This window comes from Thermoanaerobacter siderophilus SR4, assembly GCF_000262445.1.
Lineage (GTDB): Bacteria > Bacillota > Thermoanaerobacteria > Thermoanaerobacterales > Thermoanaerobacteraceae > Thermoanaerobacter > Thermoanaerobacter ethanolicus.
This window is the reverse complement of the sequence record NZ_CM001486.1, coordinates 382,073-404,939: the sequence shown is the minus strand read 5'-3', so window position 1 is coordinate 404,939 and position 22,867 is coordinate 382,073. Positions and strand designations below refer to the sequence as shown.

Here is a 22,867-nt window from a genome sequence, read left to right as displayed (position 1 = left end):
TTATACACAGTAAAAACAAGGGAGGTATTTTTATTGAACAAAAATACATACACAATCGTTATAATTTACCTTTTGATGATGCTCATAGGAATAATAGAAAATGTCAAAGGACCCATTATACTGAGCATTAAAACCTTTTATAGTGTCGACTATACAATGATGGGTTTGTTTTTATCTGTAGGAAGTTTAGGGTTTATTTTGTCAACTTTTTTTGGAGGGTTTTTAACAGAGAAGATAGGGAGAAAATTAGTTCTTTTAAGTGGTTTATTACTTATACTACTAGGTATAATTGGAATTTCAATGGCACCCAATTTTATTTTATTCCTTCTTTTTGCCTTTATTATGAATATGGGGATGGGTTCTGTGGAAATAGGCATAAATGCCATTGCTGCATTGGTATTTATAATGAATCAGGCAATAATGATGAATTTGCTTCATTTTTTTTATGGAGTGGGAGCTATTATATCCCCTAATATAACTGTGAAATTGCTTCATTTTAACTTTACGTGGCAGTTGGTGTATTTGAGTGTAGCGGCTTTAGCTTTTATACTTATACTGGCTACTTTGGCTATTAAAATACAAGAGGGACAACATATAATAAAAGAAAAATAAATTATGGCGAAATATTAGGGAATAAAAGAATGTGGCTTTTTGCAATTATGTTAGGTTTTTATGTTGCTTCTGAACTTGGTGTAGGGAATTGGGCTGTTACATTTTTAAGGGAATGGTATAAGATGGATAACACAATAAGTTCTCTATACCTTTCCATTTTCTTTGCAACTTTCACATTAGGGAGATTATTTGGCGGTTTTATTGTCGAAAAGGTTGGATATCTTAGAAGCCTTTCAGTTTCTTCCCTTTGTGCTGCAGTGTTTATTGCAATAGGCATGTTGTCGAAAAGCTTAGCCTTTTCAATTTCTATTTCAGGTTTTTTTATTCAATAATTTTTCCAACCGTCATTGCCACAATTATGAAAGAATTTAAAAAGCACGTCAGTGCTATAATTGGTATTACTGTAACCATAGCCTCAACCATAAATATGTTTGCAAATTTTTTGATTGGCAAACTAAACGACCTCTTTGGCGTTTTTGTAGGTTTTTCTGCAATATTGGTATTTATGATTGTAGTAGTTTTTATGTCGTTGATTTTATCTCAAACAATTAAAAAAGAAGTTAGTGAGTAATTACCTCTAAAAATTTTCATTTTTATGTGATATACTTTTAATAAGATTAATTAGTGTGATAATTACAAAAGTTTTAAAGATCTTAAAGGGGAGACCATCCTTGACAAACAAAGAGAGGGTTTTTAATTTAATAAAGGATTTGTCAAAAGATATAAATATTAAAGAAAAGAAGGGATTGACTGCCCAAGAAATTGCCAAAAAATTGAATTTGAGAAGGAATGTAGCAAGCCATTTATTAAATGAACTTTATAAAGAAGGCAAAATAATAAAGATAAACACAAGGCCTGTCTATTTTTTAGACAAAGAAGTTTATGAAAAGAAAGCAAGAGAATTCAAAGAAACGGCTAAAACCTTGGATTCAACTGTAAAGGTTTCAAACGATGACCCTTTTACAAAGCTTATAGGATATAACGGCAGTCTTAAAACACAAGTGAAATTATGTAAATCAGCGGCTTCTTATCCTCCCAATGGACTACCTATTTTGCTAATTGGAAATACAGGAGTAGGTAAAAGCTATATTGCGCAGCTTATTTACGAATATGCTAAATCTATTGGTGCTATAGATGAAAATGCTCCCTATGTAATATTTAATTGTGCTGAATACGCCAATAATCCTGAACTATTGTCAGCAAATCTTTTTGGCTATGTGAAAGGGGCATTTACAGGGGCGGATAGAGATAAGCCGGGCCTTTTAGAGGAAGCAGACGGCGGGTATTTATTTTTGGATGAGGTTCACAGGCTTCCGCCAGAAGGGCAGGAAAAACTGTTTCTATTTTTGGACAAAGGCATATTTAGAAGGCTTGGTGAGACAGGCAATTGGAGGACAGCAAAAGTAAGGTTTATCTTTGCCACAACTGAAGACCCTGAGCAAACTCTTACAAAGACTTTTTTAAGAAGGATACCATTAGTTGTAAACATCCCCTCTCTCTATGATAGGCCTTTACATGAAAGGTTACAACTTATCTATAACTTTTACAAAAATGAGGCCAAAAATCTGGGAATGGATATTTTAATAAGCAAACAAGTCCTTAATGTACTTCTTAAAACCAAAATTTCTGGCAACATTGGCAAACTTATAAATGTCATAAAATACAGCTGTGCTCAAGCCTATAACCATGTCATAAGAGAGAAAACAAATATATTGCGAATCCATCTATATGACCTGCCAAGAGAAATGCAGGCCGATTTAGATATAATAAAAAGTAATTTTCATTTTAACGGAATGTTAATTTCTCATAATAGAAAAGATGAAGATTTGATATGGGACAAAGAAGACAATAAAGATGTATATGAAGTAGTAAGCAAAATATTTGTGCTATTTGAGAAATATAGTAGTAGGGAAATAAATGCTGACAGTTTTAAAAAAGATGCTTTGATTTATTTAAATGAGTTTACAGATAAAATAATTTTTAAAAACGATAACACGTATATAGATTCAATAGTTTTCAATGCTATCAAAAACATAGTAGAAAATGTGTTAAATATAATACAAAACATGTACGGAATTAAATATTATGGTAATTCAGTTTTGGTGTTGACCCATTTTATTAATTATTTATTAAGCGATGCAACTTATGAAAAGTATCCTGAAAATATAACAATGGTATTAAGAGTCTTAAAAAATGTTTTCCCAAAAGAATTTATAATAGCTAACAAAATGGTAGAACTTATTGAAGTTAACTTGGACGTAAAACTCAACCAAATTGCTGTAATTTATTTTACACTTTATATTAAAAGCTTAACTAAAAGTGACAATACAAATCTCATAAATTCCATAATAATAGCCCATGGTTATTCAACTGCCAGTAGCATAGCTAGTGTCGCCAATAGGCTTTTGGGACAGTTTGTTTTTGAAGCTTTTGATATGCCAATTGAGATGTCGACACAAGAGATTATGCTAAAAGTTCAAGATTATTTAAAAAATATAGATACCTCCAAAGGGATTATTATATTAGTGGACATGGGTTCTTTAGAGGAGATATACAAGTCTTTAACTGACATTGTAGAGGGAGACATAGCAATTATTAATAATATTACTACTCAATTGGCTTTAGACGTTGGGAATAGAATATTGCAAAATCAACCTTTAGAGCAAATTGTAACAGAGGCAATACAGAAAAATAGCAGCAGTTATAGATTCATTAAATCTCAAAAAAATAGAGAAAATGCCATTCTAACAACTTGTGTAACAGGAATCGGTACAGCAGTGAAAATAAAAGACCTTTTAAAAGAATGTTTTACAAATGAAGATATTGAGATTATTCCATATGATTACAGCAGGTTAAAAGGAAATGGGATAAAAGATGAGATATTCAAAAATTTTAATGTTAAGCTAATCATTGGAACAGCAGACCCTGGAATAAAAGAGATACCCTATTTGTCTTTAGAAGATTTAATTGCTGGCAAAGGAGATGTCTTGTTAAGTAAAATATTAAGAGGCATTGTTGATGACGAAACTATACAGCAGATTAATCAGACAATAGTCAGACTTTTCTCTTTACAAAATGTATTACAACATTTGACCATATTGAATCCTGATAAAATAATTGTCCAGGTTGAAAAAGCTATTTCGGATTTAGAAAGATTTATTGGAGTTAGATTTTCCAATGATTTGAAAATTAGTTTGTATATACATGTCAGTGTAATGATTGAAAGACTAGTAATGAAAGAACCAATAACATCTTACAGTAATTTAGAGGAATTTGAACAGTGTCATAGACAGTTCATAGATTTTATTAAAGCTTCTTTTAGTGTCATAGAAGAAACTTATAAAGTGGATATACCGACGACGGAAATAGGGTTTATATATGACTTGATAGTTACAAAAATAAAAGATTTACCAGTATAAAATAACCTTGCAAGAACTTTTAAAATAAACGAAATTATATTTGATTTCTAGGCATTCCTTCGATAGGAATGCTTTTTTGTATATCAATGCTGTTAAAATTAATTACACTCTTTGGCATGCTTTTTGCTAAAGAAATATAGTGAAAACAAATTCAAACTGAAAGGAGGGGAGTTATTGTCAGTTCCTAATATTTTATTAACACGTATAGATAATCGTTTAGTTCATGGGCAAGTAGGAGTTACTTGGGTAAAATCTTTAGGAGCAAATTTGATCGTTGTTGTAGATGATGAAGTAGCTAATGATCCTTTACAGCAGCAGCTGATGAAGATGACAGCAGAAATGGCAGGTGTAGGGATTCGTTTTTTTACCATAGAACACACTATAAATATAATTCATAAAGCTTCTCCATCTCAGAAAATTTTTATAGTGTGCAAAACTCCGCAAGTTGTTAGAAAATTAGTAGATGGGGGAGTACCTATAAAAGAAGTGAATGTTGGTAACATGCATTTTTCACCAGGTAAAAAACAGCTAAGTAAAAAAGTATATGTAGATGACAATGATTTAGAAGATTTGCACTATATTAGTTCGAAAGGGGTGGAAGTGTATATACAAGATACTCCTGACGATAAAAAAGAATATTTACAATGAGGAGGTTTGATTGAATGCATAGCATTACATTGACGCAAGCTTTGCTTTTAACTTTAATGGCGATAATAGTAGGTGTGGATTTTTGGCTTGAAGCATTTTTCCTTTTTAGACCGATAATTGTTGGAACTTTAACAGGATTGATACTTGGTGACGTACACACAGGCTTAATTGCTGGTGGGTTAACCGAATTGGCATTTGCAGGATTAACACCCGCTGGAGGAACGCAACCACCCAATCCAATTTTAGCAGGATTAATGACAACAGTTATTGCTTTTACAACAGGTGCAGATCCTAAGACAGCAATAGGATTAGCATTACCTTTTAGTTTTCTAATGCAGTATATTATTTTATTCTATTACTCTAGCTTTTCGTTTTTCATGGCAAAAGCTGATAAGTATGCAGAAGAAGCAAACGTAAAAGGACTTGCCAAAATAAATATTTTAACTACTTCTATTGTTGCTCTAAGCTATGGAATAATCGTCTTTTTAAGTGTATATGTTGCACAGGATTTGATGAAAACAGTTGTGCAATCAATGCCAGCTTGGTTGGCTCATGGATTCCAAATAGCAGGCGGAATATTACCAGCGGTAGGATTTGGTATGTTGCTTAGAGTTATGATGAAAGCAGAATACACGCCATATTTTATAATAGGGTTTTTTGTAGCTTCTTTCCTACCTTTTTCAAATTTATTACCTGTTGCGGTAATAGGCGCAGCTTTAGCACTTTACGAGTATTTCCGTACAAAAGATCAGCCTGTTTTAAATAATGTAGTAGCAACGAAGGGAGATGATTATAGTGACGGAATCTAATAAAAAAGTGTTGACAAAAAAAGATATAACAAAACTAGCAATTTTTTCTTCACTTTTACAAGCCAGTTTTAACTATGAAAGAATGCAGGCAGGAGGGTTCACTTTAGCACAATTACCATTTTTGAGAAAGATATATAAAGATGATAAAAAAGGCCTTTCAGAGGCTATGAAGGACAACTTAGAATTTATAAACACTCATCCTAATTTAGTAGGATTTTTAATGGGACTGTTGCTTTCTTTGGAAGAAAATCATGAGGATAGAGGAGTAATTAGAGGATTAAAAGTAGCCTTGTTTGGTCCTTTAGCGGGTATTGGCGATGCTATTTTTTGGTTTACTTTACTTCCGATAATGGTAGGTATTAGTGCTTCTTTTGCTATGCAAGGAAGCTTAATTGGACCAATTTTGTTTTTTGCAGTGTATCTAAGCATCTGGTTATTACGCATTCCTTTAACTCATCTTGGCTATACTTTAGGTGTAAACGCTATAGACCTCATTAAAGAGCAATCAAAAATATTTTCTAAAGCAGCTTCTATACTTGGTGTTACTGTTATTGGAGGATTAATAGCCACATATGTGCATATTGAAGTATTAACTAAGATTCCAATAAATAAAGATCATGTTATCTCATTACAAACAGAATTTTTTGACAAAATTTTCCCTAATATTTTACCTTTAGGGTATACTTTATTGATGTTTTACCTATTAAAGAAGAAAAAAGTAAGCCCAGTTATATTGATATTAATAACATTCTTTATGGCGATATTCTTCTCATATTTAGGGGTTTTGTGATATGCACAGATCTGTAATTATTATTACAGGACATGGGAGTTATGCAACTGGGCTAAAAAGTTCGATCGAGCTTATAGCTGGAGTCAATAATGAATTATATGCAGTAGATTTTAGAGAAAATGATTCGGATTTAAGTTTAAAATACAAGATAAAGAAAATTCTTGAAAAGCATACTGATTTACCAATTTTAATAGTGTGCGATATTGTAGGAGGTACACCGTTTAAAGTAGCTGCTGAATTTGCTGTTTCGGGTGATAAAAAAATAGAATTGGTAGCAGGGTGTAATTTAAGCGCTTTATTAGAAATAGTTTTGCAAAAGGATAAATTGTCAATTTCTGAGTTGGCTAATCTTGCTGTGAAAACTACTAAAAATAGTGTATTAAATTTTACACAGTATAATGAACATCATAAAGATGATGAAGGAACAGAGAAAATGAGGGAGGGTATTTAAGAGAGATTATTATTCTGCACTAGGGTGCTTTAAATGCCTGGTGCAGAATAGTTTTTTAGAACAGTTAAATAGGTTCAATATTTAAAATATATTTAGTGGTTTTATACTGAGTTTGAATAGGTGGTGAACAAAGTGTCATTAGTCAATACAAAAAAGATGCTTGAAGATGCTAAAAAAACAAATATGCTGTAGGAGCCTTTAACGTGCACAACCTTGAAACTTTAAAAGCTGTTGCAAAAGCTGCATATGAAATGAGGTCACCTTTAATTTTACAGACAACACCGGGTACAATAAAACATGCAGGAGAAGACTATATAGCTGCAATGGCAAAAGTTGCATCAGAAAAATATGACATACCAATAGCACTACATTTAGACCACGGAAATTCCTTTGACCTCGTTGTAAAATGCATAAGGGCAGGTTACACTTCAGTAATGATTGACGGCTCAATGCTTTCCTATGAACAAAATGTCGAACTGACAAAAAAAGTTGTAGAAGTAGCTCATGCAGCGGGGGTAACTGTAGAGGCAGAACTTGGGAGTATAGTAGGCGTTGAAGACGATATGTACGTAAAAGAAGATAAAAGTGCATTTACAGATCCTGAAATGGCAGCAGATTTTGTAGAGAAAACAGGCATTGATTCATTAGCTATAGCAATTGGCACGGCTCACGGAATGTATAAAGGAGAAGTAAAACTTGACTTTGAAAGGCTAAAAGAAATAGCAAATTTAGTAGACATTCCATTGGTACTTCATGGTGCATCAGGAGTTCCTGATGAGTTAATAAAAAAAGCTATAGAACTGGGTATATGCAAATTAAACATTGCCACAGAATTAAAAATTCCTTTTGCAAATGCAATAAAAGAAGTATTTAAAAATAACCCAGATGAGAGCGATCCAAGGAAATTCCTTGCATCTGGAGAAAAAGCAATAGAAGAAGTCGTAAAAGAAAAATAAAACTTTTTGGCTGTGGTGAAAGAGCATGATATTGACAGTCACTTTAAATCCCTCAGTTGACAGAAGTTACAGAGTGGACAATTTTCAAGTAGGAAAAATTTTCAGAGCACAGGAAGAAAACAGCGTGGCAGGTGGCAAGGGAATCAATGTAACAAAGGTTATAAAAACCTTAGGAGAAGATGTAACAGCAACAGGATTTTTAGGCGGTAAATCGGGAGAATTCATAGAAGAAGAGCTTAACAAAATAGGTGTCAAATGTAGTTTTATCAAAATAGAGGGAGAGACTCGTACATGTATAGCAATTTTAGACCCTGTATCAAATACCCAGACGGAGATCTTAGAAAAAGGACCTTATGTATCTCAAGACTATATAGAAAAGTTTTTGGACAGTTTTAATGAACTATCAAAGAGCTGTCATATCATAACAGCCTCTGGAAGTGCACCTTCTGGTGTTCCTGAAGATATCTATGTAGAACTAATAAATATCTCAAAGCAAAATGGTGCCAAATTAATTTTGGATACGAGCGGTGCATACCTATCAAAAGCCATTAGAGCAAAACCATTTATGATTAAACCTAACAAAGAAGAAGTAGAAAAACTACTCAATAAAGAATTGGGAGATACTGAAGAAATCAAAAAAGCGGCTTTAGAGCTCAAACAGTTTGGAATAACTATTGTGTCAATATCTTTAGGCAGTGAAGGTTCTATCGTTGCATGTGAGGAAGGAGTATTTAGACTTATACCACCTCAGATAAAAGTAGCAAGTCCTGTGGGCTCAGGGGACTCATATGTTGCAGGTATGGCAGTAGGCATAAAAAGAGGATTTGATATTGTTGATGCTGCGATATTAGCAACTGCATGTGGAACGGCAAATGCCATGTATTACAAGACAGGATATGTTACATTAGAGGATGTTGAGCATTTAAAAAATAATGTAAAGGTCGAAAAACTTTAAAAAACAAGGAGGTATAAAAATATGATATTAGGTTACAGTGAAGAACAATTAAAAGAAAAGAAAGGCTATGCTACAGCGAAAGAAATAAATCAGCAGCCGCGATTATGGAGAGAACTTTTTAATATTCTTTTAAATCAAAAAAGAGAAATCACTGAATTTTTAAATCCAATATTCCAACTAAAAGATTTAAAAATTATACTAACTGGTGCAGGAACATCTGCTTTTGTAGGCTATAGCAGTGAAGGTTATTTGAGGAGAATGCTTGGCTTAGACGTTGAAGCAATTGATACTACAGATATTGTTGCATCACCAGAGAACTTTTTCTTTAAAGACAAACCTACTCTTTTAATTTCCCATGGAAGGTCTGGTGACAGTCCAGAAAGTTTAGCTACAATAGAGTTAGCAGAAAAAATTATAAAAGATGTTTATTTTTTAAACATCACCTGCAATAAAGATGGCAAAATGGCAAAAAGCACAGTTGGCAAGAAAAATTCTTTAAACATATTTATGCCGGAAGAATCAAATGATGAAGGCTTTGCAATGACAAGCAGTTTTACATGTATGCTTTTAACAGATTTAATGCTGCCACACATAGAAGAAATTGAAAGCCAAAAAGACTTATTTGAAAAATTAGCAAAAGAAGCAGAGAGAATAATAGAAGAAGATGCAAGGTTAGTAGAAGAAATATCAAAAAATGACTATGACAGATTGATATACTTGGGCAGTGGCAACTTAAAAGGATGTGCTGCAGAAGCTGCATTAAAATCTTTAGAATTATCACGAGGAGAAGTCAATACTAATTTTAACACCCCTTTAGGATTTAGACATGGCCCTAAATCTGTGATAAATGATAAAACACTTTTAGGATTTTTTGTATCAAACAATCCTTATACACAAAAATACGATTTAGACCTCATAAAAGAGATAGCAAACGAAGCAGGACAAAGAAAATTAATGGCTTTTCTGCCGGAAGATTTACAAATAGATGGAATAGATTATATATTCAAATTGAGACAAGATTTTACCAATGTAGAAGAAGCTTTTTTAACGCCTTTGTACATTATTTATGCACAAATGCTAGCTTTTTATAAATCTTTGAATTTAGGAATAACACCTGACAATCCAAACCCTGAAGGAAGAGTAAATAGAGTTGTTAAAGGTGTAATAATTTATGAATATGTTTAATATAAAATTTTATTAAAGCCATGGAGTAACTTCTCCATGGCTTTATAACTAAAAGGAATACTAAATCAAAAGAAGTAGAATGATTGACTCGATGACAGTAATTTGTTATAATTTAGACGTTAAAAATTTTTTGTTTTAGGCATTTTATCAGTGAAACCGATTATAAAGACCTCAATGGTTTTTTTTCTCTATAGGAAGGTGATTTTTTATAATAAAAATAAAACTGACACCTACTCAAGTACTTGCTTTAGGATTTGCGGCTATTATATTAATTGGGACTTTATTACTGATGCTACCTGTGGCAACTAAAAGTGGAGAAGGGGCAGATTTTTTAACTGCGCTTTTTACGGCTACCTCAGCTACATGTGTTACTGGCCTTGTGGTTGTTGACACAAAAACATATTGGTCTACTTTTGGGCAAATAGTGATAATGTTGCTGATACAAGTTGGTGGTCTAGGTATTATGACCATGTCAACGCTTTTCGCATTGATCCTTGGTAGGAGAATTACCTTTAAAGAGAGATTGGTGATGCAAGAAGCTTTCAATACAAATAGTCTTGGAGGCATTGTGAAATTTGCCAAGTATATACTAATGGTTTCTTTTTATTTGAAAGCATTGGCGCAATTATATTGACTTTGAGATTTTTACCGCAGATGGGATTAAAAAAAGCAGTGTATTACGGCTTGTTCCATTCTATTTCTGCATTTAATAATGCTGGCTTTGATCTTATGGGTAATTTTAGGAGTCTAACGGGTTATGTTTCTGACTGGGTGGTAAACCTGGTCATAATGGGTTTGATAATATTTGGCGGGTTAGGATTTTACGTTTTGCTTGATATATACGAACATAGACATTTTAACAAATTTACACTGCATTCAAAAATTGTTATAACTATTACATTGTTTTTAATTGCTATCGGCACACTGCTTATATTTTTATTTGAATACAATAATCCAAAAACATTAAAACCACTGGATTTTCCTACAAAGATACTTGCAGCATTATTTCAAGCTGTGACACCCAGAACAGCTGGTTTTAATACGTTATCGCTTTCTGACATGACTATAGCGTCTAAATTTTTGACAATAATACTTATGTTTATTGGAGCTTCTCCAGCTGGAACAGGTGGAGGTATCAAGACAACTACTTTTGCGGTTATACTATATACTGTGTTATCAGTTATAAAAGGTGAAGAAGAGACAGTACTTTATAAGCGCACTATTAGCAGAAACATAGTCTATAAAGCTGTAGCTATATCTTTTATAAGCGTTTTTATTATTTTCTCCGTGACTATGGTTTTATCTATTACTGAAACATCCGACTTTTTGACTATATTGTACGAGACAATCTCAGCTTTTGGAACTGTAGGACTATCACTCGGGCTTACCCCTGAATTGACTACAGTTGGCAGAATTATTATAATATTTACAATGTATACTGGCAGAGTTGGTCCTTTAACATTGGCGTTGGCATTGGCAAAAAGGCAGAGAAGGCCTAAACCTATAATAAAATATGCTGAAGAAAAAATTATGGTAGGCTAAAACAGAGGTGAGAATGTGAAACAGTTTATTGTTATCGGATTAGGAAGCTTTGGCATAAGTTTGGCTAAGACTTTATATGAAATGGGCAATGACGTACTGGTTATAGATGAAGATGAAGAATTGGTGCAATCTATGAATGGCTTGGTAACACATGCAGTGCGTGCTGATGCTACTGATGAAAATGTACTTAAGTCTCTAGGTGTGAAAAATTTTGATGTGGCCATAGTCGCTATAGGAAAGAATATGGAATCAAGTATTATGGTAACAATGCTTGTGAAAGAATTGGGGGTAAAATACGTAATAGCAAAAGCTCACAATGAATTACACGCGAGGGTTCTTTACAAGGTTGGAGCAGACAGGGTTGTTATGCCCGAAAAAGATATGGGTATAAGGGTCGCCAGAAATGTTTTTTCAAGCAATTTATTAGATCTTATTGAGTTTTCTAAGGAATACAGCATAGCAGAAATTCTTCCAATTGAAGAGTGGTTTCATAAAACATTAAGGGATATAAACATGAGAGAAAAATATGGATTAAATGTCATAGCGGCAAAAAAGTTGAATGATGAGATTATACTATCACCAGGACCGGACTATGTGGTTGATGAAGGTGATGTATTGGCTGTTTGCGGCAAAAATACAGACATTAAGAAATTCGAGATAAAAATGTAGATTCTAAGAAAGTGAGATGAATAAAGCCATTGGAGATTTATATAACACTCCATGGCTTTATTTTTTACAATAGCTCAATAAATTACCAATTATTTTTTAAAATTTTTTGGTCAAAAAAGAAGGATTTTTTGAATCAGTGTAGAATATATATAATATAAGTTTGTTGAGCCAATAAACTATAGGAGTGGTTATATAAATGAAAAGAAAATTAAAAAACAGTGTTGGAATATGGGCATTTGGCCCTGCTGCTACAAGATTCGTTCCTGCAGGATACCACACGGAGCTTTCAAATGAGACAATGGAAGCAAGGACAGAAAGAGTTCTCAAGGGATTAGGGGATTTTATTGACGGATATGAATACCATTACCCAAATGAGATAAATGAGGATAATGTAGACAGTATAAAAGAAATATTAGCCAGCGAAGGAAAGGACATATATTGCATAGCACTTGGTCATCATACAAATCCTAAATATTCTTTAGGTTCTTTAGTAAATCCTTTTCCTGAAATACGCAAGGAAGCTATAAACATTGCTAAAGATGGTATAGACTTAGCGTCTTCAGCTGGTGCCAATTTTATAATTTGGCCTGGTGGTGAAGGATATAATTATCCTTTTCAGGCAGATTATGAAAAGATGTGGAATGACTTCATAGATGCAATTGCCATTCTTACAGAACATGCAAATAAAAAAGGAGTTACTATATTTCTTGAGCATAAAAACAGTGAACCTGCCATGAAAGTGGCTATGAGAAGCATAGGTATGACACTATATGTTATCAATAAAGTTAAAGAAAGGGGAGTAGATACCAGCAATTTAAAAGTCAACATGGATTGGCAACATCTTATCATGAATGGCGAAAATTTAGCCGAATATGCAAGGCTGCTTGCAATGGAAAATAAATTAGGCCATCAGCATGCAAACAGTGGATGGGGAACATTTGACGACGATAATATGGTTGGTGCCTTACGATTTATGGAGACATTAGAACTTGCTAAAGAATTACAACTTATTGGTTATGGCAAAAATGGCGAGAGAATAGGTTTTGACCTTTTACCCTATACAGAAGATGCGATAGAAGCTGTTAAAGAAAGTGTGATACACTGGGAATTTATATATGATTTAGCTTCCAAAATAAATACAGAGCGTCTATATGAAGCGAAAAAAACTAAAGATGCTGTAAAGGCTTATAAAGAAGTATATAAAGCACTTGGAGCAAAGTTTTAAGTAATTATATTTTCAAAAAGGAGGAAAATGACATGGAATACTTCAAAAATGTACCACAAATAAAATACGAAGGACCAAAGTCAAACAACCCATATGCATTTAAATTTTACAATCCTGATGAAATAATAGATGGAAAACCTTTAAAAGAGCACTTGCGTTTTTCAGTAGCGTACTGGCACACATTCACAGCCAATGGGACAGATCCATTTGGAGCACCTACAATGCAAAGACCATGGAATCATCTAAGTGATCCTATGGATATTGCTAAGGCGCGGGTAGAGGCAGCTTTTGAATTTTTTGAAAAACTTGACGTACCGTTTTTCTGTTTTCATGACAGAGATATAGCTCCAGAAGGGGAGAATTTAAGAGAGACGAACAAAAATTTAGATACAATAGTTGCAATGATTAAAGATTATTTAAAGACGAGCAAAACAAAAGTATTATGGGGTACAGCAAATCTTTTTTCAAATCCGAGATTTGTACATGGAGCAGCAACTTCCTGTAATGCAGATGTATTTGCATATGCAGCAGCCCAAGTAAAAAAAGCACTTGAAATAACAAAAGAACTTGGAGGACAGAACTATGTATTTTGGGGCGGAAGAGAAGGATATGAAACACTACTCAATACAGATATGGAATTGGAACTTGATAACCTCGCAAGATTTTTGCACATGGCAGTAGAATATGCAAAAGAGATAGGATTTGAAGGGCAGCTTTTAATTGAGCCAAAACCAAAGGAACCGACAAAACACCAATATGATTTTGACGCAGCGAACGTATATGCATTTTTGAAGAAATATGACCTTGATAAATACTTCAAATTAAACATAGAAGCAAACCATGCGACACTTGCAGGACATGACTTTCAACATGAATTAAGATATGCAAGAATTAACAATATGTTAGGCTCTATAGATGCAAATATGGGAGATATGCTTTTAGGATGGGATACAGACCAATTTCCGACAGACATACGAATGACAACCCTTGCAATGTATGAAGTCATTAAGATGGGTGGTTTTGACAAAGGAGGACTTAACTTTGATGCAAAAGTAAGACGTGCTTCATTTGAACCAGAAGACCTATTTTTAGGACATATTGCAGGAATGGATGCTTTTGCAAAAGGATTTAAAGTAGCGTATAAGCTTGTTAAAGATGGAGTATTTGATAAATTTATAGAAGAAAGATACAAAAGTTATCGAGAAGGCATAGGAGCAGAAATAGTAAATGGAAAAGCGAACTTTAAAATTCTTGAAGAATATGCATTAAACAATCCAAAGATTGAGAACAAATCAGGCAAGCAAGAGTTGTTAGAGTCAATATTAAATCAGTATTTATTTAGTGAATGACGGAGGGCTAAAATATGTATTTTCTTGGGATAGATTTGGGTACATCAGCTGTAAAGATAATTTTAATAGAGGAAAAGGGAAATGTAATAGGAAGCACATCAAAAGAATATCCAGTATATTACCCTCAGCCAGGCTGGTCAGAACAAAATCCTGAAGACTGGTGGAATGCCACAAAAGATGGCATACGTGAGTTAATAATTAAAACTGGTGTAAAAAATGATGATATAAAAGGCATAGGTTTAAGTGGACAAATGCATGGGCTTGTACTTTTAGATGAGAACAACAATGTACTGATGCCTGCTATACTTTGGAATGACCAAAGGACGCAAGAGGAATGTGATTATATTACCCAAACATTAGGCAAAGAAAGATTGACAAAATATACAGGGAACAAAGCATTAACAGGATTTACAGCGCCAAAGATATTATGGGTAAAAAAACATCGCACTGATATATATAAAAAGATTCATCATATACTTTTGCCTAAAGATTACATCAGATTCAAACTTACAGGTGAATATGCAACAGATGTATCAGATGCATCAGGTACATTATTGTTTGATGTAGAAAATAGAAGATGGTCAAAAGAAATGCTAGATGCGTTAGAGATACCCTATAATTGGATGCCAAAATGTTATGAATCTACGGAGGTAACTGGATATGTCACAAAAGAGGCAGCAGATTTGACAGGATTAAAAGAAGGGACAATAGTTGTAGGCGGAGGAGGAGATCAAGCAAGTGGAGCAGTAGGGACAGGAACAGTAAAAAGTGGCATAGTATCAGTTGCACTTGGCACTTCAGGAGTTGTATTTGCAAGTCAAGAGAAATATGTAGTAGATGAAGAAAACAGATTACACTCTTTCTGTCATGCTAATGGCAAATGGCATGTAATGGGAGTAATGCTCTCAGCAGCCGCTTGTTTAAAATGGTGGGTGGATGAAATAAATAATTTTGGCAAAGCATCTCTTACATATGATGACCTTTTGGAAGAGGCAGCAAGAGTCAAAGCTGGAAGTGGTGGGTTAATATTCTTGCCTTACCTTATGGGGGAGAGGACTCCGCACAGTGACCCTTATGCAAGAGGGTGCTTTATAGGGCTTAATATGACTCACAATAGAGGGCATATGACAAGAGCAATACTTGAAGGTGTAGCATTTGGGCTTAGAGATTCACTTGAGATAATAAAAGAACTTAATATACCAGTAAATGAAGTCAGAGTAAGTGGTGGCGGTGCGAAGAGTAAATTATGGAGGCAGATACTTGCTGATGTTTTTGGTGTGAGAGTAGACATGGTAAACGCGACTGAAGGCCCAGCTTTTGGTGCAGCAATAATGGCAGCAGTGGGATATGGAATATTTAAAGATGTTGAGGAGGCATGTAGTACACTCATCAAAGTGACTGACAGTGTTTATCCGATTGAGGAAAATAAAGATAAATATAATGAGGTTTATACTGTATATAAGGACTTGTATTACTTACTAAAAAATACATTTAAAAGAACTGTTGAAATTAGCTAAGGAGGTGGTATGAGGGCTTTGTTTGATTTACAAAATATGGATTTACAAATAATAATTCAAACAAAATTTTAGGAAGGAGAATAGAGTATGTTTAAAAAAGTCTCTAAGAAACTTGCTTTGTTAATTGTAGCAATGTTTACATTGGGGATTATTCTTTCTGGGTGTGCTACTACACAGAATAATCAACCAAATAGTTCTTCTACAACTCCATCTTCTAACGAATCGACAAAAGCCCCGGAAAAAATAAAAATAGGATTCAGCATGGACAATTTGGCGTTAGAAAGATGGCAAAAAGATAGAGATTTGTTTGTTAAAAAAGCACAGGAATTAGGGGCAGAAGTGTTAGTTCAATCGGCTAATAGTGATCCACAATTACAATATTCACAGTGTCAAAACTTGCTTGCTCAAGGAATACAAGTTTTGGTTATATTACCTACAGATGGGAGTGCAATAGCGCCTATAGTGGAAGAAGCCCATAAAGCAGGTGTAAAGGTTTTAGCGTATGATAGATTAATAATGAATTCTGATTTAGATTATTATGTATCTTTTGATAATGTTAAAGTTGGAGAATTACAAGCTGAAGCAATTACTAAATTAGTACCTAAGGGTAGGTATTTCTTGCTTGAAGGTTCTCCGACAGATAATAATGCAAAACTATTTTATGAAGGGCAGATGAAAGTATTAAAACCACTGGTTGACAAGGGAGATATTAAGATTGTAGGAGAACAATGGGCTAAAAATTGGGATACTAATGAGGCTTATAAAATTATGCAGAATGCTTTAGTTGCTAATAATAATAAGATTGATGCAGTAGTTGATGCAAATGATAGTACTGCATTAGGGGCAATTAGGGCTTTAGAAGAGCAAGGATTAGCTGGTAAAGTTCCAATTTCCGGTCAGGATGCCGATTTAGCTAATTGCCAATTGATTGTAGAAGGAAAACAGACAATGACTGTATACAAACCAATTGTATTGGAAGCTACAAAAGCAGCTGAAATGGCAGTTTCTATTGCAAAAGGGGAAAAAGTAGAAACTAATGGTACAGTGAATAATGGGAAAATAGATGTACCTTCCATGTTGTTAACTCCTATTGCAGTAGATAAGAGTAATATGGTAGATACAGTTATAAAAGACGGATTCCAGAAATTAGAAGATGTTTACAAAAATGTTCCCAAAGATCAATGGCCAAAACAGTAAATAAATTAAGTAGGGGAAGAATCTCTTCCCCTACTTATTCCAAGATTTAAAGGAAAACTGCAATTGGAGGGTTTTTATGAGTGAATATATATTGGAAATGTACAATATTACAAAAGAATTTCCAGGAATTAGAGCATTGGATAATGTTTCTTTCAAGGTAAAAAGAGGTGAAATCCATGCTCTTTGTGGAGAAAACGGTGCTGGTAAATCTACATTGATGAAAATATTAAGTGGTGTGTATCCTTATGGCACCTATTCTGGAGACATATTTTTTAATGGAGAGAAATTAATTCTACATTCAATCAAAGACGCAGAAAAGAAAGGAATTGCTATTATACATCAGGAATTGGCGTTAATAAAAGAACTTTCAGTAAAGGAGAATATTTTTATAGGCAATGAGCCGAATAAAAATGGAATAGTAGATTTTGACCAAATGTACCTTAATGCTAAAAAAATCTTACAACAATTTAATTTAGATATTGATCCTAACACGTTAGTGAAAAATTTAGGAGTTGGGCAACAACAATTAGTGGAAATTGCAAAAGCATTATCTAAGAGTGCAAGCTTATTGATCTTGGATGAACCTACATCTTCTCTAACAGAAGCAGATGTTGAAATTCTACTAAAAATATTAAAGAAATTAAAAGAAAATGGAGTTACATGTATCTATATTTCCCATAAATTAGATGAAGTAATGGAAATTGCGGATACTGTAACTGTGATTAGGGATGGTAAAACTATAGGGACTGATTCTGCAAAAAATTTAACAAAAGAAAAGATTATAAGTATGATGGTAGGGCGAGAATTATCTCAACTTTATCCAAGAGAAAAACACTTTATAGGAGAGGTATTTTTTGAAGTAAGAGATTTCAATGTTTATGACACAAAAATTCAAAACAGAAGAATAGTAAAAAATGTGAGTTTTAAACTTAGGAAAGGAGAAATTTTAGGAATTGCAGGTCTGATTGGTGCAGGACGTACAGAGCTTGTTTCGAGTATTTTTGGTTCTTATCCTGGAAAATGGACAGGAGATGTATATTTGGAAGGGAAGAAGATTATTATCAAAAATCCAAGTGATGCATTAAAATATGGTATTGCAATGGTACCGGAAGACAGGAAAAAAGAGGGGCTTATTAGTTTAATGTCAGTAAAAGAAAATATGACTATATCAAATTTAGAAAATTATAAAAAAATCGGATAGGTACAATAAATGAGAACAGGGAACTATTAGATGTAAAAGACTATATAAAGAAGATAAATATAAAAACATCGCATTTTAGTACACAAGTAAAAAACTTAAGCGGTGGAAATCAACAAAAAGTGGTATTGGCAAAAAACCTATTAAGTAAACCTAAAATATTAATTTTAGATGAGCCTACAAGAGGTATTGATGTTGGAGCAAAATATGAGATTTATAAATTAATGTTTTCGCTTGCTAAAGAAGGTATTTCAATAATAATGATTTCTTCAGAATTGCCGGAAATACTAGGTATAAGCGACAGAATAATTGTAATGCATGAGGGTGAAAAGAAGGGAGAATTTGAAAACAAAAATGTAACTCAAGAAATGATAATGCAATGTGCAATAGGAGGTAGAAGTAATAATGATTAAAAGCGACAAAACAGAAAAAGATATCATAAAGAGATTTAGTGGTTTAAATTTAAATATAAAATTGTATACAATGGTATTAGCTTTAGTAGCGATATGGATTATATTTTCTGTTGCTACCGATGGGAATTTTATTACACCCAGAAACATATCTAATCTTTTGAGACAAACAACTGTTACTGGTATATTAGCGATTGGAATGGTTTTTGTAATTATCGCAGGACAAATCGATTTGTCGGTTGGTTCTTTGTTGGGATTGACAGGTGGAATAGCTGCTATACTAAATGTATGGTATAACTTAAATGGGTTAGTTTCTATTTTTGTAGCTTTGATAATAGGAATATTATTAGGCTTATGGAATGGATGGTGGGTAGCATATAGAAATGTTCCGGCTTTTATTGTTACCCTTGCAGGCTTGCTTGTTTTCAGGGGAATTTTAATTGGTATAAGTAAAGGGTATACTATTGCTCCTTTAAGTACAGATTTTCAATTTATTGGACAAGCTTATTTAACACCTAGCAGTGGATATATATTAGGAGTTATAGCAGTTTTTTTAGTAATTTATTTGGTATTAAATAGTAGAAAAACGAAAGCTAAGTATAATTTGGAATTACCTCCTTTGTGGATTGATATGCTAAAGATAGCGATTTTAATATTTTTTATAGGTTTATTCATCTTCATTTTAAACTTATATAGAGGGGTGCCACTATCTGTACTAATTCTACTGATATTAATGTTAGTTTTTTCATATATTTCATCAAAAACGGTATTTGGAAGAAGAGTGTATGCTATTGGTGGCAATGTAGAGGCTGCTAAATTATCAGGAATTGATGTTAAGAAAATTACATTGATTTTATTTGCTTTGAATGGCTTACTTGCTGCATTTGCTGGGGTACTATTGACATCAACCTTAAATGCTGCATCTGTGTCAGCAGGGCAAAATGCAGAGTTAGATGCTATCGCTGCAAGTGTTATTGGAGGCGCTAGTTTAAGCGGAGGTGTAGGAACTGTATTTGGAGCAGTAATAGGTGCACTGGTTATGGCTAGTATAGACAATGGAATGAGCATGCTTAACTCACCACCATTTTGGCAATTTGTAGTAAAAGGGCTGATTCTACTTATAGCTGTATGGGTAGATGTAATCTCTAAAAACAAATAACAGTTTAAATAAATTTTGAACCCATACAAAATTTAGAGGAGAGATTATATGATTTTAGAAATGTTTATTTTACCCCCACCTTTTATTATTCCTCTTTACATGAAAGAGGATCATAAGGAAAATAAATGGTTTGTTTCAAATGTGCTTGCAATTAACACATTTTCAGCAATTGTTTTGTATATAATTATTGTTAGTATATACGTATGATTTTTGTTTGTTTTTGAGCAAGAGAATTTGTCTTGAATGCAAAATCAAAAAGATAAATTTAAAATAAAAAATTATAAAAAATTATTTTAATTTTTTCTCGAGAGTTTAATATGGTATAATTTACACTAGAAAATAATAATGGCAATAGAAGGGTGAAGAAATGATAACAGCGGATCAATTATTAGTTAAGCAAATAAATAAATCAATAGTACTAAATACTATTCGTAAGAAGGGTAACATTTCTAGGGCAGAAATTGCAGGTATAACAGGTTTAAACAAGTCAACTGTATCTTTCCTTGTTGATGAACTTATAAACGAGGGGTTTGTGAAAGAAGAGGGGCCAGGAGAATCAAAAGGTGGCAGGAAGCCAATCATATTAAGCATAAATAACAAAGCTGGATGCATAATAGGCATTGACTTAGATGTAAATTATATACTAATTGTCTTGACTGATTTGATGGCAAATGTTATTTGGGAAAAGAAAATAGATATAAAAATTGGCGAGAACCAGCAAACGATTATTGAACGTTTGATAGAATTGATTGATGAAGCAATCTCAAATGCTCCTGAAACAATAAGAGGAATTTTAGGAATTGGGATTGGTGTTCCTGGCATTGTGGATTACAAGAAAGGCAGTATATTATTAGCGCCAAATTTAAAATGGGAAAATGTACCTCTTAAACAAATTATAGAAGATAAATTCAAAATTAAGGTACACATAGATAATGAAGCAAATGTAGGAGCTATAGGAGAAAAGTGGTTTGGAGCAGGGATTAAATATAACAATCTTGTTTATGTGAGTGCTGGAATTGGTATTGGTACAGGAATAATAATTAATGGAGAGTTATACAGAGGCACAGTAGGTCTTGCTGGAGAAATGGGACATATGACAATTGATATTTATGACCATCAGTGCAGGTGTGGCAATACAGGATGTTGGGAAAATTATGCTTCAGAAAAAGCATTGCTTGAATACATAAATACACAATTGCTGATGGGAAAGTCTGATGAGTATATAAACAAAAATAACTTTTATACACTGAGTGCTATTGATATTATCGATTATGCGCGAAAAGGGAACAAAATAGCGGTAGAAGCTTTAAAAGAAATAGGAAGAAAATTAGGAGTAGGTGTAGTCAATATTATAAATACTTTTAATCCTGAACTTGTAATTATTGGAAATACTTTGTCTTTAGCTGGTGACTTAGTTTTAAATGAAGTTTTAAAAGAAGTAGAGGATAAAAGTCTTGTTTATAGATATTATAAAGTAAAAATAAAAACTTCCAAACTTAAATTCCATGCAGGAGCAATTGGCGCAGTATCTTTAGTTATTTCTGAATTGTTTGCGTATCCAGGGCTTTAATTATAATGAGGTGTTGACATGGAAAAATTAAAAACAATTATTATAGGGCCAGGGAATATTTTTAATAAAGCATATTTTCCTTTTATTTTTAATTTAGAGGAACTAAATATTGTAGGTATTGTTGGAAGAAGTGAAGAAAAGCTTATAAAATATAAAGAAAAATATGGTTGTGATGTTTATACACATCTAGAGGAAGCGATTAAATTAAAGCCAGATTGCGCTTTTGTGCATGCATCCACAGAAAGCCATTATGAAATAGTAAAAGAACTACTAAAAAGCGGTATTCACGTATATGTTGATAAGCCTATAACTGAAGAGATAGATAAGACAAAAGAACTTATAGATTTGACGATGGACAAATCTCTTATTTTGAAGGTGGGTTTTAACAGAAGATATGCGCCTATGTATCAAAAAGCTTTAGCTTTGTTTGAAGGCTTAAAACCTGAATTGTGCATTATGATGAAAAATAGGAATAATGACGTCAAAAATAGTGTTAAGTTTACACTTTATGACGATTTCATTCATGTAATAGACACTTTATGCTATATAGTTAAAGATGTTGATGACATAGATGTAAATATTTCAAAAGAAGGAGATTCATTGAAATCCATAGAAGTAGTATTAAAATCTAATAGTTCTACAGCGATAGGAGTCATGCATAGAAATGGTGGAAAAGATTATGAAAGGTTAGAAATACACGGGCATGGCAAAAGTGCAGTTGTGGAAGACATGGAAAGTATAAGAATAATGGAAAATGGCAAAATATATGTGCATAATTTTGGAAGCTGGGATACTATATCTTATAGAAGGGGTTTTGAGACTGCTGTAAAAAGCTTTTTAAAGGACGTATTAGAAGGGAATTATGCAAATGACGGATTAAAATGTACTTTAAAATCTCACGAGATTATAGACGAAATATTAAAAAAGACAGTATAACATCAGGGCACAAAAAGCCCTGATTTTATGTGCGCCCGGCATGGGCGATAACTAGGCGGTGAAAGTCCGCTGTGGGCTTGGTAGTGGGAACCACTAGCCAAGAGCAAGGGTGTCCATCGTGAGGTGGAATCTGAAGGAAGCTTAAGGCAAAATCTCGGTCTGATGAACAAGAACCAGATAAGAGGCTGAATTGGGATGGATGAGTTTGCGTAACAAAACGAAGTCCAACACTACCCGAATCCCATACAGTAAATCTGGCAGATATATGAG

The 22,867-nt window shown here is 33.3% G+C and carries 19 protein-coding genes and 3 pseudogenes; all 22 read left to right on the top strand.

What is annotated here, in order from left to right; all coding sequences use genetic code 11:
• Window positions 1–33 precede the first annotated feature (33 nt).
• The 22 genes and pseudogenes from THESIDRAFT1_RS13685 to THESIDRAFT1_RS01845 all read left to right on the top strand — a co-directional run bounded on the left by THESIDRAFT1_RS13685 (window position 34) and on the right by THESIDRAFT1_RS01845 (window position 22,597).
• On the top strand, window positions 34–612 hold the full coding sequence (locus tag THESIDRAFT1_RS13685) for an MFS transporter (protein WP_244262711.1): 579 nt from the start codon (window positions 34–36) through the stop codon (window positions 610–612).
• A 29-nt stretch (window positions 613–641) separates the two neighbouring features.
• Window positions 642–944 carry an MFS transporter gene (locus THESIDRAFT1_RS13680; RefSeq protein WP_244262710.1) on the top strand — a complete coding sequence of 101 codons (303 nt, stop codon included), beginning with the start codon at window positions 642–644 and terminating at the stop codon, window positions 942–944.
• A 26-nt stretch (window positions 945–970) separates the two neighbouring features.
• Window positions 971–1,183, top strand: a complete 213-nt coding sequence (locus THESIDRAFT1_RS13675) for a hypothetical protein (RefSeq protein WP_244262709.1) — start codon at window positions 971–973, stop codon at window positions 1,181–1,183.
• A 100-nt stretch (window positions 1,184–1,283) separates the two neighbouring features.
• On the top strand, window positions 1,284–4,031 hold the full coding sequence (locus THESIDRAFT1_RS01930; protein WP_006569362.1) for a sigma-54-dependent transcriptional regulator: 2,748 nt from the start codon (window positions 1,284–1,286) through the stop codon (window positions 4,029–4,031).
• A 174-nt stretch (window positions 4,032–4,205) separates the two neighbouring features.
• The gene (agaB, locus tag THESIDRAFT1_RS01925) at window positions 4,206–4,679 is read left to right on the top strand and encodes a PTS galactosamine transporter subunit IIB (protein ID WP_003869002.1); all 474 of its coding nucleotides are present in this window, start codon (window positions 4,206–4,208) and stop codon (window positions 4,677–4,679) included.
• Window positions 4,680–4,693: 14 nt separating this feature from the next.
• A complete protein-coding gene (gene agaC, locus THESIDRAFT1_RS01920; protein WP_003869003.1) occupies window positions 4,694–5,488 on the top strand; it encodes a PTS galactosamine transporter subunit IIC in 795 nt (264 codons plus the stop codon).
• Complete coding sequence (gene agaD / locus THESIDRAFT1_RS01915; RefSeq protein ID WP_033426647.1) at window positions 5,466–6,278, top strand: PTS galactosamine transporter subunit IID; 813 nt, start codon at window positions 5,466–5,468, stop codon at window positions 6,276–6,278. The genes agaC and agaD overlap by 23 nt, the downstream gene beginning before the upstream one ends.
• A 1-nt stretch (window position 6,279) precedes the next feature.
• A complete protein-coding gene (locus THESIDRAFT1_RS01910; protein WP_006569361.1) occupies window positions 6,280–6,729 on the top strand; it encodes a PTS sugar transporter subunit IIA domain-containing protein in 450 nt (149 codons plus the stop codon).
• Between the two features lie 132 nt (window positions 6,730–6,861).
• Window positions 6,862–7,714, top strand: a pseudogene (fba, locus tag THESIDRAFT1_RS01905) (class II fructose-1,6-bisphosphate aldolase).
• Window positions 7,711–8,640 (top strand): 1-phosphofructokinase, encoded by a 930-nt coding sequence (pfkB, locus tag THESIDRAFT1_RS01900; protein ID WP_006569359.1) that lies wholly within the window; start codon window positions 7,711–7,713, stop codon window positions 8,638–8,640. Before fba ends, pfkB begins: the two are co-directional and overlap by 4 nt.
• 21 nt (window positions 8,641–8,661) lie before the next feature.
• Complete coding sequence (locus tag THESIDRAFT1_RS01895; RefSeq protein ID WP_006569358.1) at window positions 8,662–9,825, top strand: SIS domain-containing protein; 1,164 nt, start codon at window positions 8,662–8,664, stop codon at window positions 9,823–9,825.
• A gap of 289 nt (window positions 9,826–10,114) precedes the next feature.
• Window positions 10,115–11,367: pseudogene (locus THESIDRAFT1_RS01890) on the top strand (TrkH family potassium uptake protein).
• 15 nt (window positions 11,368–11,382) lie between these two features.
• Entirely contained in the window at window positions 11,383–12,036 is a 654-nt protein-coding gene (locus tag THESIDRAFT1_RS01885) for a potassium channel family protein (protein WP_003869011.1), read from the top strand.
• A 196-nt stretch (window positions 12,037–12,232) separates the two neighbouring features.
• A complete protein-coding gene (locus tag THESIDRAFT1_RS01880; RefSeq protein ID WP_006569356.1) occupies window positions 12,233–13,261 on the top strand; it encodes a TIM barrel protein in 1,029 nt (342 codons plus the stop codon).
• Between the two features lie 32 nt (window positions 13,262–13,293).
• Window positions 13,294–14,610, top strand: a complete 1,317-nt coding sequence (xylA, locus tag THESIDRAFT1_RS01875) for a xylose isomerase (protein WP_006569355.1) — start codon at window positions 13,294–13,296, stop codon at window positions 14,608–14,610.
• A 14-nt stretch (window positions 14,611–14,624) separates the two neighbouring features.
• Window positions 14,625–16,127 carry a xylulokinase gene (xylB, locus tag THESIDRAFT1_RS01870; protein ID WP_006569354.1) on the top strand — a complete coding sequence of 501 codons (1,503 nt, stop codon included), beginning with the start codon at window positions 14,625–14,627 and terminating at the stop codon, window positions 16,125–16,127.
• 87 nt (window positions 16,128–16,214) lie between these two features.
• The gene (gene xylF, locus THESIDRAFT1_RS01865) at window positions 16,215–17,324 is read left to right on the top strand and encodes a D-xylose ABC transporter substrate-binding protein (RefSeq protein ID WP_006569353.1); all 1,110 of its coding nucleotides are present in this window, start codon (window positions 16,215–16,217) and stop codon (window positions 17,322–17,324) included.
• A gap of 76 nt (window positions 17,325–17,400) precedes the next feature.
• A pseudogene (locus tag THESIDRAFT1_RS01860) lies at window positions 17,401–18,935 on the top strand (xylose ABC transporter ATP-binding protein).
• Window positions 18,928–20,091: a sugar ABC transporter permease gene (locus THESIDRAFT1_RS01855; RefSeq protein WP_006569351.1), complete on the top strand. Its 1,164-nt coding sequence runs from the start codon at window positions 18,928–18,930 to the stop codon at window positions 20,089–20,091. The pseudogene THESIDRAFT1_RS01860 and the gene THESIDRAFT1_RS01855 overlap by 8 nt, the downstream one beginning before the upstream one ends.
• Before the next feature lie 48 nt (window positions 20,092–20,139).
• Complete coding sequence (locus tag THESIDRAFT1_RS13160; protein ID WP_006569350.1) at window positions 20,140–20,298, top strand: hypothetical protein; 159 nt, start codon at window positions 20,140–20,142, stop codon at window positions 20,296–20,298.
• A gap of 160 nt (window positions 20,299–20,458) precedes the next feature.
• Window positions 20,459–21,661, top strand: coding sequence for an ROK family transcriptional regulator (locus tag THESIDRAFT1_RS01850; RefSeq protein WP_006569349.1), 1,203 nt, complete (start codon window positions 20,459–20,461; stop codon window positions 21,659–21,661).
• 18 nt (window positions 21,662–21,679) lie between these two features.
• On the top strand, window positions 21,680–22,597 hold the full coding sequence (locus THESIDRAFT1_RS01845; RefSeq protein ID WP_006569348.1) for a Gfo/Idh/MocA family protein: 918 nt from the start codon (window positions 21,680–21,682) through the stop codon (window positions 22,595–22,597).
• Window positions 22,598–22,867 lie beyond the last annotated feature (270 nt).

What these genes read in the sequence shown, in the direction of transcription:
- THESIDRAFT1_RS13680 (WP_244262710.1), top strand. Translation starts at nt 642, where the DNA reads ATGTGGCTTTTTGCAATTATGTTAGGTTTTTATGTTGCTTCTGAACTT.
- THESIDRAFT1_RS13675 (WP_244262709.1), top strand. Translation starts at nt 971, where the DNA reads ATGAAAGAATTTAAAAAGCACGTCAGTGCTATAATTGGTATTACTGTA.
- agaC (WP_003869003.1), top strand. Translation starts at nt 4,694, where the DNA reads ATGCATAGCATTACATTGACGCAAGCTTTGCTTTTAACTTTAATGGCG.
- agaD (WP_033426647.1), top strand. Translation starts at nt 5,466, where the DNA reads ATGATTATAGTGACGGAATCTAATAAAAAAGTGTTGACAAAAAAAGAT.
- THESIDRAFT1_RS01910 (WP_006569361.1), top strand. Translation starts at nt 6,280, where the DNA reads ATGCACAGATCTGTAATTATTATTACAGGACATGGGAGTTATGCAACT.
- pfkB (WP_006569359.1), top strand. Translation starts at nt 7,711, where the DNA reads ATGATATTGACAGTCACTTTAAATCCCTCAGTTGACAGAAGTTACAGA.
- THESIDRAFT1_RS01895 (WP_006569358.1), top strand. Translation starts at nt 8,662, where the DNA reads ATGATATTAGGTTACAGTGAAGAACAATTAAAAGAAAAGAAAGGCTAT.
- THESIDRAFT1_RS01880 (WP_006569356.1), top strand. Translation starts at nt 12,233, where the DNA reads ATGAAAAGAAAATTAAAAAACAGTGTTGGAATATGGGCATTTGGCCCT.
- xylA (WP_006569355.1), top strand. Translation starts at nt 13,294, where the DNA reads ATGGAATACTTCAAAAATGTACCACAAATAAAATACGAAGGACCAAAG.
- xylB (WP_006569354.1), top strand. Translation starts at nt 14,625, where the DNA reads ATGTATTTTCTTGGGATAGATTTGGGTACATCAGCTGTAAAGATAATT.
- xylF (WP_006569353.1), top strand. Translation starts at nt 16,215, where the DNA reads ATGTTTAAAAAAGTCTCTAAGAAACTTGCTTTGTTAATTGTAGCAATG.
- THESIDRAFT1_RS01855 (WP_006569351.1), top strand. Translation starts at nt 18,928, where the DNA reads ATGATTAAAAGCGACAAAACAGAAAAAGATATCATAAAGAGATTTAGT.
- THESIDRAFT1_RS13160 (WP_006569350.1), top strand. Translation starts at nt 20,140, where the DNA reads ATGATTTTAGAAATGTTTATTTTACCCCCACCTTTTATTATTCCTCTT.
- THESIDRAFT1_RS01850 (WP_006569349.1), top strand. Translation starts at nt 20,459, where the DNA reads ATGATAACAGCGGATCAATTATTAGTTAAGCAAATAAATAAATCAATA.
- THESIDRAFT1_RS01845 (WP_006569348.1), top strand. Translation starts at nt 21,680, where the DNA reads ATGGAAAAATTAAAAACAATTATTATAGGGCCAGGGAATATTTTTAAT.